General features: G+C 57.2%; 12 protein-coding genes. 4 read left to right on the top strand and 8 right to left on the bottom strand.

Annotation, left to right across the window (positions count from 1 at the left end; translation table 11 throughout):
- Window positions 1-39 precede the first annotated feature (39 nt).
- The 5 genes from ABD796_RS10550 to mraZ form a co-directional block, all read right to left on the bottom strand.
- A complete protein-coding gene (locus ABD796_RS10550; protein WP_344907057.1) occupies window positions 40-1,965 on the bottom strand; it encodes a stage V sporulation protein D in 1,926 nt (641 codons plus the stop codon).
- 83 nt (window positions 1,966-2,048) lie between these two features.
- Window positions 2,049-4,334, bottom strand: coding sequence for a penicillin-binding transpeptidase domain-containing protein (locus ABD796_RS10545; RefSeq protein WP_344907054.1), 2,286 nt, complete (start codon window positions 4,332-4,334; stop codon window positions 2,049-2,051).
- Between the two features lie 44 nt (window positions 4,335-4,378).
- Window positions 4,379-4,780 carry a cell division protein FtsL gene (ftsL, locus tag ABD796_RS10540; RefSeq protein ID WP_344907051.1) on the bottom strand — a complete coding sequence of 134 codons (402 nt, stop codon included), beginning with the start codon at window positions 4,778-4,780 and terminating at the stop codon, window positions 4,379-4,381.
- A 46-nt stretch (window positions 4,781-4,826) separates the two neighbouring features.
- Window positions 4,827-5,786, bottom strand: a complete 960-nt coding sequence (gene rsmH, locus ABD796_RS10535) for a 16S rRNA (cytosine(1402)-N(4))-methyltransferase RsmH (protein WP_344907439.1) — start codon at window positions 5,784-5,786, stop codon at window positions 4,827-4,829.
- A gap of 57 nt (window positions 5,787-5,843) precedes the next feature.
- Window positions 5,844-6,281, bottom strand: coding sequence for a division/cell wall cluster transcriptional repressor MraZ (gene mraZ, locus ABD796_RS10530; protein WP_344907048.1), 438 nt, complete (start codon window positions 6,279-6,281; stop codon window positions 5,844-5,846).
- A gap of 283 nt (window positions 6,282-6,564) precedes the next feature.
- On the opposite strand from mraZ, the gene ABD796_RS10525 reads away from it, so the two are divergent.
- Both ABD796_RS10525 and ABD796_RS10520 read left to right on the top strand, forming a co-directional pair.
- Window positions 6,565-8,496 (top strand): alpha-amylase family protein, encoded by a 1,932-nt coding sequence (locus ABD796_RS10525; RefSeq protein ID WP_344907045.1) that lies wholly within the window; start codon window positions 6,565-6,567, stop codon window positions 8,494-8,496.
- Window positions 8,497-8,576: 80 nt separating this feature from the next.
- Window positions 8,577-9,278 carry a GntR family transcriptional regulator gene (locus ABD796_RS10520; protein ID WP_344907042.1) on the top strand — a complete coding sequence of 234 codons (702 nt, stop codon included), beginning with the start codon at window positions 8,577-8,579 and terminating at the stop codon, window positions 9,276-9,278.
- Between the two features lie 145 nt (window positions 9,279-9,423).
- Here ABD796_RS10520 and ABD796_RS10515 read toward each other — a convergent pair whose 3' ends face one another.
- Window positions 9,424-11,370 carry a beta-galactosidase trimerization domain-containing protein gene (locus tag ABD796_RS10515; RefSeq protein WP_344907039.1) on the bottom strand — a complete coding sequence of 649 codons (1,947 nt, stop codon included), beginning with the start codon at window positions 11,368-11,370 and terminating at the stop codon, window positions 9,424-9,426.
- A 226-nt stretch (window positions 11,371-11,596) separates the two neighbouring features.
- Here ABD796_RS10515 and ABD796_RS10510 point away from each other — a divergent pair, with 226 nt between their 5' ends.
- Together ABD796_RS10510 and ABD796_RS10505 are read left to right on the top strand one after the other, a co-directional pair.
- Entirely contained in the window at window positions 11,597-11,815 is a 219-nt protein-coding gene (locus ABD796_RS10510; protein ID WP_344907036.1) for a hypothetical protein, read from the top strand.
- Between the two features lie 20 nt (window positions 11,816-11,835).
- Window positions 11,836-12,171, top strand: a complete 336-nt coding sequence (locus ABD796_RS10505; RefSeq protein WP_344907033.1) for a hydrolase — start codon at window positions 11,836-11,838, stop codon at window positions 12,169-12,171.
- A 130-nt stretch (window positions 12,172-12,301) separates the two neighbouring features.
- On the opposite strand, the gene ABD796_RS10500 is transcribed toward ABD796_RS10505, so the two are convergent.
- Both ABD796_RS10500 and bshC read right to left on the bottom strand, forming a co-directional pair.
- Window positions 12,302-13,570, bottom strand: a complete 1,269-nt coding sequence (locus ABD796_RS10500) for an adenosylhomocysteinase (protein ID WP_344907030.1) — start codon at window positions 13,568-13,570, stop codon at window positions 12,302-12,304.
- A gap of 29 nt (window positions 13,571-13,599) precedes the next feature.
- A complete protein-coding gene (gene bshC, locus ABD796_RS10495; protein WP_344907027.1) occupies window positions 13,600-15,231 on the bottom strand; it encodes a bacillithiol biosynthesis cysteine-adding enzyme BshC in 1,632 nt (543 codons plus the stop codon).
- Window positions 15,232-15,285: the final 54 nt, after the last annotated feature.

Raw genomic sequence — 15,285 nt, 5'->3', positions numbered from 1 at the left:
TTGGTAGTACTAGTATAGACCAAACCGCCGGGCGCACAATCAGGAATCGGTATGATTTCCCATATAAATTCGGATCGTCGAGCCTTGCTCCACCCGTTCGCCGGCTTTCGGGGCCTGATTGACCACCTCGTCGCCGCTGCCGAATTTCTCCAGACGGAAGTTCATGTTCATATCTTCGAAAATATCGCTTACCGTATGGCCAATCAGATCGGGCACCTCGACCACCTTCGTCTCGCCGTAGCGGTATTCGCGGGCAAGCTGGTCCTTTCGCGGCTCGACGCCCATGTAGCGCAGCGCGTCGGTCATAATGTTTTTGACCACCGGCGCGGCGACCACTCCGCCGAACTGGATACCGGCCGGATCGTCGATCGCCACGTAGACGACGATCTTCGGATCGTCCGCCGGCGCGAAGCCGATGAAGGACACGATGTGCTCGTCGGGCGAATAGCGGCCGTTAATGACTTTTTGCGCCGTCCCGGTTTTGCCCCCGACGCGGTAGCCGTCGATGAAGGCGGGCCGGCCGGTTCCTTTGGCCACGACGCTCTCGAGCGCCTCGCGCACCTGCTTGGACGTCTGCTCCGAAATAACCTGACGGACGAGCTTCGGCTCGACATCCTTCACCTTCTGCCCCGTGTCGGGATTGTACCACGCCTTGGCGACGTGCGGCTCGAACAGCCTGCCGCCGTTGATTGCCGCGGAGACCGCCGTAATTTGCTGGATCGGCGTCACCGATACGCCTTGGCCGAACGCCGTCGTGGCCAGTTCGACCGGACCTACCCGGGACAGCTTGAACAAAATGCCGTTTTCCTCGCCGCCCAGATCGATGCCGGTTTTTTGGCCGAAGCCGAAGCGACGTATATAGTCAAACAGCGTTTCCTTGCCGAGCCGCTGGCCGAGCGCGACAAACCCGGGGTTGCACGAGTTTTCCACGACCTGGAGAAAGCTTTGACTGCCATGGCCGCCTTTCTTCCAGCAGCGAAGCCGCGCGCCTCCGACCTCGACGTAGCCGGGATCGAAAAACGTATCCCGCTGCAGATCAACCTTCTTCTCTTCCAAAGCGGCAGCGAGCGTAATGATCTTGAAGGTCGAGCCGGGCTCGTAGGTCATCCAGATCGGCAAATTGCGGTTGTACACCTCGCTCGGAAAGTCGCGGAAGTTGCCGGGGTCGTATGTCGGACGGGCGGACATCGCTAATATTTCGCCGGTTTTCGGGTCCATGGCGATGCCGATGGCGTTTTTGGCCTGATGCTGCACCATCGCCTGATCGAGCTCGCGCTCCAGATACGACTGGATGTTCTTGTCGATCGTCAGCTGGAGGTTGAGCCCGTCCTTCGGCGCCCGATACTCCTCTGACGTATTGGGAATGACCCGGCCTCCGCCGTCGCTCATATACGAAACGCTGCCGTTGATGCCGTTCAGCTCGCTGTTGTACGAAGCTTCCACGCCGGTCAGCCCTTTGTCGATGCCGGTAAAGCCGAGTATATGCGCGGCCAGCGTCCCGAACGGGTAGTACCGCTTGTTGTCCTCCGCCACCTCGATGCCGGGCAGCACCAGGTTGCGCACCTCGGCCGCTTTTTCCTCCGTGATTTTGCGGCCGCCGGGTTTAATGTACACCTTCGATTCCCTTTTCGTGATCAAAGCGTAAATCTCATCCTCGTTCATCTGCAGCACGGTAGCGAGCTGCGCGGCCGTCGCACGTGCATCCTTGATTTGTGCCGGTATAGCCATAACCGAAGGCGAGCTGATATTATAGGTGAGCCTCACTCCGCTGCGGTCCCATATTTCCCCCCGCTTCGCGGCAAACGGAATATCGCGGCGCCACAGATCCTCGGCCTTGCTCGCCAGCTCGCCGCCCATCCACAGCTGCACGTAAGCCAGCCTGAGAATAAGCGCGGCGAACAAAATTCCGCTGGCAATCAGTGCCGTCAACAACCGTCGTCTGACCGTTACGCTGGATACTTTCACTTGACTTGTCCCCTCCCCTGCTCCGAATAGCCAGAACGCTTCATCACATAGCTATTCGGACAGGACCGAGGTTAGAACAAGCTTTACGGGTTCTTCTTGGCCGGAGGATTTGCCGGCGCTTTGTTGGAGCCGCCTGTCTGCTTCGTGTTGCTTCCCGCATTGGCCGCATTCGACGTATTGGCCGCGGCATTCGCCGCCTTGGCGGCTTCCGCCTTCGCCTTCTCCAGCTCGTTCCACGGCACGAGCTGCAGCGCTACCGCGCTGCCCTCACCATTAGGCACGGCAGTTTGCGAAGCGACATATCCTTCGCCCGTCACCTGGCAGTTCACCTTCATGAACGTGCAAACCGCAAGCGCATCGCGCAGCGACTTGCCCTGCAAATTCGGCAGCTCGACGCCCTCCTTCTCCTCAGTCAACAAATAGATTCGTTCGGTCGGGCTGATTTCCGTACCGGCAACCGGAAATTGGGCGATCACCGAGCCGCCTTTGCCGAGCAGATCATACCTCAGCTTCTGGTCGCCCAGCTGCTTCTTCGCTTCAGAGACGAGCTTGCCGCTCATCTCCGGCACGGATATCTTCTTCTCCACGCCGGACAGTTCCTTCGTTACGGTTGCGGTAACGTTCATGTACCGCAAGCTTTGCGACATAATTTCCTTGAAGACGACAGGAGCTACCAATCCACCGTTATGGTAGTTTCCGTGCAAGTCCGGCTGATCGGCCAGAACAAGGACGACGATCTTCGGATCTTCGACGGGCGCGTACCCGGCGAATGTAATAACCCATTTATCATCGGAATATTTGCCGTTGATAACGATATTAGCCGTGCCCGTCTTGCCGGCGACGCGATAACCGTCGATGCCGGCGTTTTTGCCGGTGCCGTACTCCCCGACGATGACTTGCTCCAAATATTCGCTTACTTTGCGCGCCGTTTCCGGAGTCACGACCTGACTGACCATCTTCGGCTCGATCGTCTGAATCGGCTCGTTCGTCTTAGGGTCCAGCACCGCCTTGACGACGTGGGGCTGCATCATTTTGCCTCCATTGGCGACGGCCGCGTAGGCCGCGATCTGCTGGATGGCCGTTACCGAAACGCCGCCTTGTCCGTAAGTAGCCGTCGCATAGTCGACCGGGTAGGAGAAGCGGATCAAGCCCTTCGCTTCGCCCGGCAGATCGATGCCCGTCCGTTCGCCAAAGCCGAACTTGGCAATGTACGACTTCAGCCTTTCCGGCTTGAGCTTCTCGTAGCCGAGCTTGACGAACGCCACGTTACTGGAACGCTTCAGTCCTTCCAAATACGTAATCGGTCCCCAGCCGATAATGTTATGATCGCGCAAAGGGCGGTCGTATACTTGGATTTTGCCGGATTGGAACGTCTCGTTCGGATCGAATAGTCCTTCTTCCACCGTCCCGGCCAGCGTAACGATCTTGAATGTCGAGCCTGGCTCGAACTGGGAGGATATCGCCGTATTGCGGAAGCTGTCCGGCTTCGCTTCCCAATATTTTGCCGGATTGAACGTCGGCATGTTGGCGAGTCCCAGAATGTCCCCGGTCTTCGGGTCCATGGCGATCGCGGTCATGCTCTTCGGCCTGAATTCGGCATACGACCGTTCCAGCGCGGTCTCGATGTAAGACTGAATGTTGCGGTCGATCGTGAGCTGCAGATTTTTACCGTCCTCCGCCGGCTGATAGTTCGCTTTGGCGTTGGGCAGCTCGTAGCCCATCCGGTCTTTCTCGGTTATAATGTGTCCGGGCGCGCCCTTGAGCAAATCGTCGTACATCGCTTCCAGCCCCATGACGGCCTTGTCGTTTTTGTCGAAATAACCGAGCACATGCGCCGCCAGGCTGCCGCCCGGGTAGTAGCGCTTGGGAGTCTCCTCCAGGAAGACGCCGCGCGTGTACAGGTTGTTCTGGTTGCTGAGCGGACTTTCCAGCTTGAGCGCGACGGCGATTTTTTCGGCTGTTTCTACGTCGAGTTTCCAGCCTTCGCTGCGCACTTCCACCCAAGTGGTCAGATTTCCGTCCTCCTTGCGCTTCGTCGCCTGCTCCAGCAGTTCGTTTTCCGGCTTGTTTAATATAGCCGACAGTTCTTTGGTGATTTCCGCCGCATTCTTCTGCCTGGCGATAACGCTCGGGTTCAATATGACGGTATAGGACGGGCCTTCCTCGGCCAGCACTTGATTATGGCGGTCGACGATCGAGCCGCGGATCGGCTGAATGGTCTTGTTGCGCTCCCACATGACCTGCGCCTTCTTGAGCAAGCTGGCGGCGTCTACCACTTGAACCCAATATATTTTGCCGATCAGGACAATAAAAAATAGGGTGAACAATCCCCCTATCCAGACGGTGCGCAGCTTCACTTTTTGGGTCATCGCTTTAAACCTCTCTATTCGCAAACTTCGTTCAAAAAAAACAGCTATTCTTTCTTCATGGCGAGCGAATCGTCGTTGGAAACGGAGCGGATAACCTGAATCAGGTCGTCGTTCGGAACGAGTCCGAGCTGTTTGGCCTGATCGAGCAGCTTTTTAGGGTCTTGGTATTTCGTGATTTCCAGCTTGAGCTTGTTGTTCTCGATTTGCAAGGTTTTGATCTGGCTTTCTATTTTTTGCATTCTCGTATTCATTTCGTAGATTTGCGCATATCGCCAAATGATAACGCCCGCGACCAGGACGCATACGATGACGGTAAACAAATACAGCAGCTTCTCCTGGACCGGGATCGATCTCCGTTTCGCGACAACCTTCTTCTGCTCCTGTACCTTCGGTTTTTTCGGTGGCTTCTGTTCGATCGCCAGGTTTCCGTTGATGTATGCCGACACTCGATGTCATCCTCCTTCGGGCGTTTCCCCATAATTAAAATTCGTTTTATTGGTCAAGCTTCTCCGCTACGCGCAGTTTGGCCGAGCGGGCGCGCGGGTTGCGCTCCAGCTCCGCGGCGGACGGCAGCAGCGGCTTGCGGGTGACGAGCCGCAGACTGCCCTTTTTGCCGCAGACGCACATCGGGAAATCGGGCGGACACGTGCATTTTTCCAAATGACTGGCAAACTCGTGCTTACAGATGCGGTCTTCCAGCGAATGAAAGGTAATGACCGCCACACGCCCTCCTGGCGCCAGACAGCGGATCGAATCGGACAAAGCGTCCTCGAACGCGCCCAGTTCGTCGTTGACGGCGATACGCAGCGCCTGAAAGCTGCGCTTGGCCGGGTGCGGTCCCGTGCGCCTCGCGGCCGCGGGGATCGCTTCCTTGATCAGCTCGACCAGTTGGCCGGTCGTCGCGATTCTTCCTTGGGCTCGCGCGGCGACAAGCTCCGCAGCGATTTTTCGCGAAAACTTTTCTTCCCCGTACTCGAACAAAATTTTGGCGATCTCCTGCGCGCTCCATTCGTTGACGATGGTTGCCGCCGTCAGCTCGGTGTCGCGGTCCATCCGCATGTCCAGCTCGGCGTCGTGATTGTAGCTGAACCCGCGCTCGGCCTCGTCAAGCTGCGGAGACGATACGCCCAGATCGAACAAGATGCCGTTCACCTGCGGCACGCCGTCCTTCTTCGGCACGAAATCGAGCCCTGCGAGCACGCTACGCAAATAGCGGAAATTGCTCTTGACCAGCACCGCCCGCTCTCCGTACGGAGCAAGCATCGTTCTGCCGTTAGCCAGCGCGACGTCGTCCTGATCGAACGCGATCAGCCTGCCGGCGTCTCCCAGTTTGGAGGCGATCAGCGAGCTGTGCCCCGCTCCCCCCATCGTGCAATCGACATAAATTCCGTTTTCTTCGATATGTAAAGCTTCAACGGACTCTTCCTTCAATACCGTTACGTGCTCGAACAACATGCTTCCTCCTGTTGGTCCCCACCGTCCCGACGGCCTTGGCCGCGGACTTACGGACTATAAATCAAAGTTGAAGTCGACGAGCTTCTCGGCAATTTCATTAAACGACTCTTCCGACTGTTGGTAATAGGTTTCCCATATTTCCTTGCTCCAAATCTCCACGCGGTTGGATACGCCGAGAACGACGCAATCTTTGGCCAGCTTGGCGTATTCGCACAAGTTGTTCGGGATGTTGATTCGGCCCTGCTTGTCCAGCTCGCATTCGGTCGCCCCGGAGAAAAAAAACCGGGTGAACGCCCGCGCGTCGGCCTTCATGAGCGGCAAGCTTTTCAGCTTCTGCTCGAGCACGGCCCATTCTTCCTTCGGATACACGAACAAGCAGTTGTCAAGTCCGCGGGTGACGATAAACTGGGGACCGAGCGCTTCGCGAAATTTGGCAGGAACGATCATCCGGCCTTTTTCGTCGACGGAATGCTGATATTCCCCCATAAACATTCCGACGTCTCCCCTTTCGCCCCACTTTTCCCCACTTTCCACCACTCTTGAAACTTGTATTCGTCACGGCGATATAAAATCCTGCTTGTGCTCGCATCATTTTTCAAAAAGAATGCCGATTGTTCGCCGCCCGTTCACAACGCATCCGAATCTTGCGACAGCGAAAAATGGCTCGACGGCAAGCCCGGCAACGTTTTGATTGCCCAACGACCATATATTATATATAATATAAATGTATTATATATAATAATATTTTTAATGCGCGAAAGGAGCTTCTGCCCGTATGCGAACGATCAAACGAGCGGTTCATCTCGACTTTCACACGCTGCCCGACATTCCCGATTTTGGCTGCAACTTCGATGCGGTACGGTTCGCCCGTACGTTGAAGGATGCCCGCGTGGAGTACATTACCGCTTTCGCCAAATGCAACATCGGCTTCGCCTACTATCCGACCTCCGTCGGCATCATGCATCCGCATTTGAAATTCGATATGTTCGGTCAAATCGTCGAGGAATGCGCCAAGCTGGGCATCGGCGTCACCGCCTACCTCAGCGCCGGCCTCGATCACGAAGCGGCCCGCGCGCATCGCGAATGGACCGTGGTCAACAAAGACGGGCAAGTTGTGTACGGGGATCGGACGGCCAACTTTTTCCGCAACATGTGCTTTCATTCCGGCTACCGCGATTATTTGCTGGCCATGATCCGCGAAATCGCGGAACGTTATCCGGTCGAAGGCTTCTTCCTCGACAGCACGGTCGTCCGGCCCTGTTACGGGAACGAATGTCTGGAGGGTGTGCGCGCCCGCGGCCTGAACCCGCTGGACGATGCGGACGTGCAGGCGTTCGCCAGGGACACGCTGCTTGATTTTGGCCGGGAGGCCAAGCGAATCGTCGGACCGGACAAATTTCTGTATTTGAACGGACTGCCGACGTCCGATATGGAAGGGCTTCGCACACATATCGAAATCGAATGTTTGCCGAGCGGCTGGAGCTATGACTTCTTCCCCGCCCAGGTCGCTTATGCGCGCAATCTGGGGCAGCAGACCGTTTACATGACCGGACGCTTCAACGTGAACTGGGGCGATTTCGGCGGATTGAAAAGCAAGGTTTCGCTGCTCAACGATTGCTGGGACGCCATCAGCAACGGAGTGCCTACCTCCATCGGCGACCATATGCACCCGCGCGATGGCCTCGACCCGACAGTATACGGCGTCATCGGGGAAATTTACAAGGAGTTGGAGCTGTTGGAGCCGTGGACCGACGACGCACGCGCTGAGGCCGACATCGGCATTCTGACCTGGCAAGGAGGGCAAATCGGGGACGCGCATAACGGCGCGGTGCGGATGCTCGGCGAGCTGCACTATACGTACGATATCGTCGACGAACGGCACGATCTGTCGCGCTTTAAAGTGCTTCTTTTGCCGGACCGGACCCGGATCACCCCTGTTCTCGCTGCGAAGCTGTCCGCCTATTTGGCGGCCGGAGGCGGTATTATCAGCTCCGGATATTCCGGCTTGAACGAGGAGGGCACCGCTTTTGCGCTGAACGAATGGAATATGGTCTACGAGGGCGAGGACCCGTGGAACAGCTCGTATTTCCGGATGAAGGAACCGGAGGGGGCCGGCATGCCCGATATGCTGTGCGGCATGTATAAGCAAGGGATATGGCTGCAAGCGGGCGAGGGCGCTCGTGCCGTCGCGGATTATTACCAGCCCTATTTCGACCGCCGGTGGAACGGCTTTCACGGCACGTTCTACACCCCACCGGACAAATATGCCGGCAGACCAGCCGTAGCGCGATCGGGCCGGATCTTTCAATTCTGCTTCCGCGTATTCGCCGCCTACATGGACTATGCGCCGAACGTCCATAAGCAGATGGTGTCCTATTGCCTCAAGCAGCTGCTTCCCGATCCGCTGGTCCAAAGCGAAGGCATCCCGACGACGGCCCGAGTAACGGTGACCGCCAAAGCTTCCATGAGCATCGTTCATGTCAAGCTGACCCACCCGGAGCCGCGCGGAGCGTACAACGTCATCGAGGACCGGCAAACGCTGGCCGGAGCGGTCGTTCACTTGCGCGGCGGAGACGATGTCGTTGCCGTTTATACCGCTCCCGACCGGCAGCCGCTGGCCTTCACCAGGAATAACGGCAGCATTCGCATCCCCCTTCCAGTGATCGACGGATATATCATGATTGTCGTGGAACGCGGCCAAAATTGACTTCTCCGCAAAAATCAATATAATAGAACAGAATTCTATATGATCTGTTCGACAGGACGGTCAATACGACAAAGGTGAAGATGATGGCCCAAACATTCAATAAAGAGGCTGCCGACAAGCATAGTCTGAGCGTTAATATCGCCTCGTACATCAAACAAAAAATCATAAACGGCGAGTGGAGCCCGGGCGACCGGATCGTGGAAACCAAGCTGGCGCGCGAGTTGGAAATCAGCCAGACGCCGATCCGCGAAGCGGTGCGCCAGTTGGCCGGCGAAGGGGTCGTGACGATCGTTCCGAACAAGGGGCCGTTCGTCCGCACGTTCAGCGCCAAAGATATTTTCGAGATTTATTCGTACCGCGCCGTGCTCGAAGGAATGGCCATCCGGCTGGCGGTCGGCAATGCGTCGATGACCGATATCCGCCATCTGGAGCAGTTTTACGAGGAAATGAAGAAGAAGCTCCACGACGATTCGTTCGTGTCGCTGTCCGAAGATTCCGGCTACATCCACTACTATATTTTCAAGCTGGCGAAGCACGCCATCCTGCTGGAAATGTTCTCGTTCATTTCGTTCCGCATAACGCTGGTCAACCGGATCGTTGGCAGAAAATACAGCAAGGAGCGGGAAGTATCGGAGCATTGGGAGCTAATCGAGGCGTTGAAGCAAGGAGACCCGGACGAAGCGGAGAAGGTGATGCGGGCGCACATTCACCGCGCCTACCTGGAGTTCGTCGATACCGGAAAGTTTGACCCGTCGGAGCTGGCCAAGAACGAATGGCTCTGACAAGAGCAACGGCCGCTCCAAGCGGCCTGCCCCGATATCCGCATCCGTTGTTCCGCCGGCAAGAAGGCGCGACAAGCGGATGCGGATATTTGCCGTAAAAGGGGCGACGACTGCCGCCCCCGGCTTGTAGGAAACGGCTTCCGTATCAGCCTTCCACGACGACCATCGCATACCCTTCCACGTCCGGAAGCGGGATGCGGATGTAACCGTCCTCGACCGTATACGGAATCGGCTGCCGGGAAGGTGCCGCATAGACCGCCCCGACACTCTCTCCCCGCAGGCTGACCACGCCGCCGCGCAACGACGAATGCTCCTCGATCACGTTGTATTTGCCTCTCAGCTCGGGATAGGTCGCTTTGATATGAATCATCCGCATCTTATCTTTGGCGGTTACGGTCACGCGGGCGGTTGAAGGAATGCGCTCGGTTTTGACGACGGGACGGTCCAGCAGCTGCTTCAGGCATTCGCCCAGCGCATATTTATGCTCCGGCATCGCATAGTCGGCATACCCCGAGAACAGCTGGAAGCCGATTTGGAAGACGCTGCCCGAGCGTACAATCGCCCGGTATCCCGCATTCGTATCCGGCGGCGTATAGAACGTACCGTGAAAGCCGTCCCAATCCCGGTTGAAATACGGCTTGTAGTAGTCGGCAACCGGCCGTGCTCCGGGCTTCTCCTTCAAGAGGATGCCTTGATTGTAAATCGCGCACAGCCGCTCGGCCAGCTGACCCGACGCCTCGGGCATTTTGAAATACGATGCGTTCCACGGGGCCTGGCCCGCGTACTCCATATTCCACGCGTCCAGCGCAAACCCGCTCTTCTCCGGATTCAGCCCGGACGAGCCCGTGCTGACGATCCCCCCGCCTGCGGCCAGATGGTTCTCCAGCTTGAGCCGGAGCCGTTCGTTTACCGGAATGACGTCGGGAAGAATAATGACCTTGTACGCCGATAAATCCGCTCTCTCGTCCACAATATCGAACGTATACTTCAATTCGCCGAGCATCCTTGCCGCCGCATTCAAAATCGTCTGGCCTTGCGGGAACGACACGTTGTTCGCGCCCATATCGCAGCCCTCCGGCATGACGATGCCGATGTCCGTAACGGCCCGCGCGTAATCCGTCCAAGGCTCGTAGGCTTCAATGTCCGCATACACTTCGCCGATCATCCGGTACACGCTTTCCTCCAGCCCGTCGCGGGGATGCATGTGGTCGCCGACCGAGGTGGTGAGCCCTTGGCTGATCGCGTCCCAGCAGTCGTATTCCAGCGAGGCTTTGCTTTTGAGACCACCGAAATCTCCCCAGCTGGCGTGAAACCGCCCGGTCATGTACACCACCTGCTTGCCCAGATTGCGCGTATACGCCGCCTGCGCCGCGAAATAGTCATAGCTCCAAGCGCCAGGCAAACATTCGATCTCGATATGCGACCCCAAGCCTTCGCAGTTTATATGACCGAGGCCGTTCGGGAAAAAGAACATATCGTCTCGGATTACCTGCTTGACATCGTGGAAAAAGTCGATAACATGTCTCTTCATGAAAGCGGATACATGTTTATCGTTCAATGGATCGTTGCCTTCGTCCCGGATGCTCTCCATGCATTCGTTGCCATAACACGGATTGGTCAAAATACAGTCGAGGAAAATGCCGTCGACGGGGTACAGCTCGCACACTTCCTTAATCATCCCGAGCAAATAGTCGCGGTAGCCCGAGTTCAAGCACATGAGCCGGAAAAAGTTGGCGGTGCGGTCCCCGTAAAGGACCTGGCCGTCCTTGTTGACCACGGTCCATTCGCGATGTTTGCGGGCCATCTCGTGATCCAGTCCGACATTGAAATAAGCCGCCACGCCGATGCCCAGCTTATGACATTCCTCTACCATCTGACCGAGCATATCGAATTTCAGATGCGGATGCGGCAGGCCGATCTTCGTCGGATAATAGGCAAAGCCGATATTACACTTGGCGAACACGTTAATAAAATCGACCCGCGCTTCCTTCAACGTATGTGCGAAGCGCTCCGCGTCAAAGTTGCCCCCAAAATCGGGAATATCGGGGAGCGTATGAAAATCGAGATGGACAGCCCTCTTGATTAGTCTCATTGGGCACCTCTTTCAATTTATTACATATAATATAATAAAATTATATATAATTTTCAAGGCCCATCTGAATTTTTCTTGGCTTGACGATGCGCTTTGTTTCCACGTAAAACAGGGCGCCGAACGCCTTGAAGTTCCGCCTGCGGCCGCCGGCATGCCCCGGCATGCATAAATGTCCCACAGGCTTGGGGATAACAAGTTGTATACGTTAATTCAAGGAGGTTCGCGCATGGCCACCTATCTCGTCTGGCTGATCGTGATCATAACGGCCATCGGCTTCGCGCTTACACTGCTGCTGAGCCGCCGGGTGTCTAGGAACGAGCTTGACCGCGATGCGAACGCGACGGCCGCCAAGCAACAGCTTGCCGCCAACCCCGTCATTGTCGCCTATGTGCTGTTCCCTGTCGTTATCGTGATCGGGGCCGCCATACTCATTTTGAATTCTTGACAGGAGGCAACAGAGCGGACATGGAAAATGACAAAAGGACGTATTATGTTTCCGTGCAGGCCGGATCGATTATGGAAAACAAGGGCGATACTGCCTTCGAATTCGAAATTTCCGCCACCGAGGACGACGTCGCCGATTTGCAGGAGCGGTTCGACATGCTGAGCGACTTGGACAACTCGTCCGCCTTCCGGGCCATCCTTCCCGCCGTTCCGTACCACCAGGACTCGGCGCTCGACGGCTACGACTACACCCTTACCGACATTTACCGGAAGCTATACGACTTGGGGAACGAAGAGACCCGGCAGACGATTGCCGGCATGGATGCGATCGGCGAGCAGGAGCCGCCGATTACGTAGAAAAAAACCTCCGCCCGTGTTGGACAAGCCAACGGATGCGGAGGTTTTTTTGCTTTCACCAAACGTCAGACCCCTCGTAGAGGGGCCTGACGGCTATAGGCGCCTGCCGCGTTCGGGCGGCTTGCCGTTATTAGTGCTCAGTCCAGCTGTCGAGGTACGATTTCTGCTCTTCCGTCAGCGCATCGATACCCATGCCGAGCGATTCCAGCTTGAAGCGGGCTACTTCCTCGTCCAGCTCGTAAGGAACGTTGACGACTTTGCTGCCGATCGCTTCGTACTGGTCGTTCACGTATTTAAGCGACATGGCCTGCAGCGCGAACGTCATATCCATAATTTCCGCCGGATGTCCGTCGCCAGCAGCCAAATTGACCAGACGGCCTTCGGCCAAAACGTAAATTTTGCGGCCGTCCTTCAGCGCGTATTCCTCTATGTTGCGGCGAACGGTACGCTTCGACTGGGACAACGCCTCCAGCTCCTGCTTGTTCACCTCGACGTCGAAATGGCCGGCGTTGGACAAAATCGCTCCGTCCTTCATGACCGCGTAATGCTCGCCGCGAATCACATCCCGGTTGCCGGTGACGGTGACGAAGAAATCGCCGACCTTGGCCGCTTCCACCATCGGCATCACCGCAAAGCCGTCCATATACGCCTCGACCGCCTTGATGGCGTCGATTTCGGTCACGATGACGTTCGCGCCGAGCCCCTTGGCCCGCATCGCCACGCCTTTACCGCACCAGCCGTAGCCGACGACGACGACCGTCTTGCCGGCGACGACCAGGTTCGTCGTCCGGTTGATGCCGTCCCATACCGATTGCCCGGTTCCGTAGCGGTTGTCGAACAAATATTTGCAGAACGCGTCATTGACGGCCACCATCGGGAACTTCAGTTGACCTTCCTTCTCCATCGCCTTCAGACGAAGGATGCCGGTAGTCGTTTCTTCCGCCCCTCCGCGCACTTGAGGGAGCAGATCTTGACGTTCGGAGTGCAGGATCGACACGAGATCGCCGCCGTCATCGATAATGAGGTCCGGCTTCGTCTCCAACGCGTGGATAAGCAACTGCTTGTATTCCTCGGCAGGCGGATTGTATTTGGCGAATACGGTGATGCCGTCTTCGACCAAAGCGGCGCATACGTCGTCCTGGGTGGACAATGGGTTGCTGCCGGTAATCGTCACTTCCGCGCCGCCCGCTTGCACGACCTTGGCCAGATAGGCCGTCTTCGCTTCCAAGTGGAGCGAGATGGCGACCTTCAGTCCCTTGAAAGGCTGCTCCTTCTCGAAACGGTCGCGGATCCGGTTCAAGACCGGCATATGGGCGCGCACCCAGTCAATTTTCAAATGTCCGTCGTTTGCCAAAGATGGATCTGCAATAATACTGCGTTGCTTCGCGTTTGAGCTCATCTCTCAATATAGCCTCCTTAAAGGTCTGCTTAAAAATATACAATCCGGTGGCTGCCGTCGCGAACCAAAGGCGTTTCCAGCAATTCGCGAAGCCAACCGCCGCCGTATTTCACCGAATATTGAAACGCATTGTACACACGCTCTTGAGGCCGGCCGAGCGGCATGACCGTTTGACGGATCCTTTCCCATTGACGCAGCGACGATTCGTGCTGCGACCGGAACGCCTCCGCAGCCCTTCCTTCCAGAAAGTCGATCTGCTCGACAATCTTCTGCATGTTCGTCTCCCCCAGCTTGCGCAACCCGGGGTTGATACCGGAAACGGCGGCGACGACCGGATCGTACAGACGCTCGAACTCCTGCTTCGTGCGCGCGAACAGCTCCTCCACTTGAAGAGCGCCCTGCGCTTCGAGCCAGGCGTTCTGCTTGTCGTCGAGCCGGCGGATGACGTCCTCGAATTCGAGGTCGAACCGGGTCATCTGCTTCTGGATCGTTCCTTCCAGCAGCGTGAACTCATACCTGGGCACGACGATCGGCATTTGCAGCCCGAACAGCCGGAACGCATCGCGCAATAGTCCCCAGTAGGCAATTTCCGACGGACCAAGGACGACCGACAACACAGGGAACAAATAGTCCTGCATGAGCGGCCGTGTCATCACGTTGTTGCTCAGCTTCTCCGGCGAGCGCTGTGCCATCCCGACCAACTGCTCTTCGGTCAGCGAAACCGTCCCTTTCCGGTCGGCAAACCGGTCGCCCTGCCGAAGCAGAAGCAGCCGCTCCCCTTCATGGTAGACGAACAGGTGAGCTTGCTCGGGATGAAGCTCCACTTGCGCCTTGTACCCAAGCCCCTCCAGCCGCTCCTTCGACGCGAGCAGCGCATCGGAAAGCTCCCGCTGCCGGGTCGCTATCTCGCCGAACAGGCCGCCCTCCAGCTTGCGAATCGCGGCATCGTCGGAATCGACGAGAACGAGCCCGTATTCGTCGAACAGCCAGGCGATAATGCGCGCGAACTGCTCGGTCAAGGTGCGCGATTCGGCCAGTATGGTCGCCAGCCGGTCGAGCAGCCCAGGCTTGAATTCGGTATTCATGAGCGTCTGCTCCAGCTGCGCGAGCGCATCCCGCCACGCTTCCGAATCGATCGCCCATTGACTGACCGACGGTTTCTTATCGACGGGAGCGTTCAGCTTTACCTTCTGCACGGCCAATGCGTCGCTCAGCGCATACGTATGGTTCGCTTCGTCCAGGTCATGGTCCTCGCCGGCGATCCAGAATACCGGGACGACCTTGCGGCCGAGGCGCTGGGTCGCCTGTCTGGCCTCCGTAATGACCGTAACCGCCTTGTACAGCACAAGCAGCGGCCCCGTAAACAAACCGGCCTGCTGGCCGCCTATGACGACCAGCGTCTCCGGATCGCGCAGCGCTTCGATATGTTGGAGCGCCGCCTCTCCGTTGCCAATGCTTGCGTTAAAGACGCGAAGCGCGTCTGCCAACGGCCCTCGCGCGGCTTGCGGCCGCGTATCGCGATCAAGCCAGGCCGCCCGTTCGCGTTCGCCCGACTCGTTCCAAGGATTATGCTCGTAAAGCGAAGCTACCGCCGCATAATCGTATATGTAATCCCGCGTGATCGGCTGCGCGGGCTCCCAACGGAATCGTTCCACTCTCATAGGGCAACCCCTTCTCTTCGTAAGGTTATGGATTGCAGCTCGCCTGCCTCAGCA

It is taken from the genome of Paenibacillus hodogayensis (assembly GCF_039536325.1).
Taxonomy (GTDB): domain Bacteria; phylum Bacillota; class Bacilli; order Paenibacillales; family NBRC-103111; genus Paenibacillus_AB; species Paenibacillus_AB hodogayensis.
Note: the sequence above shows the minus strand (reverse complement) of the source record. Positions and strands in the feature narration are given on the sequence as shown.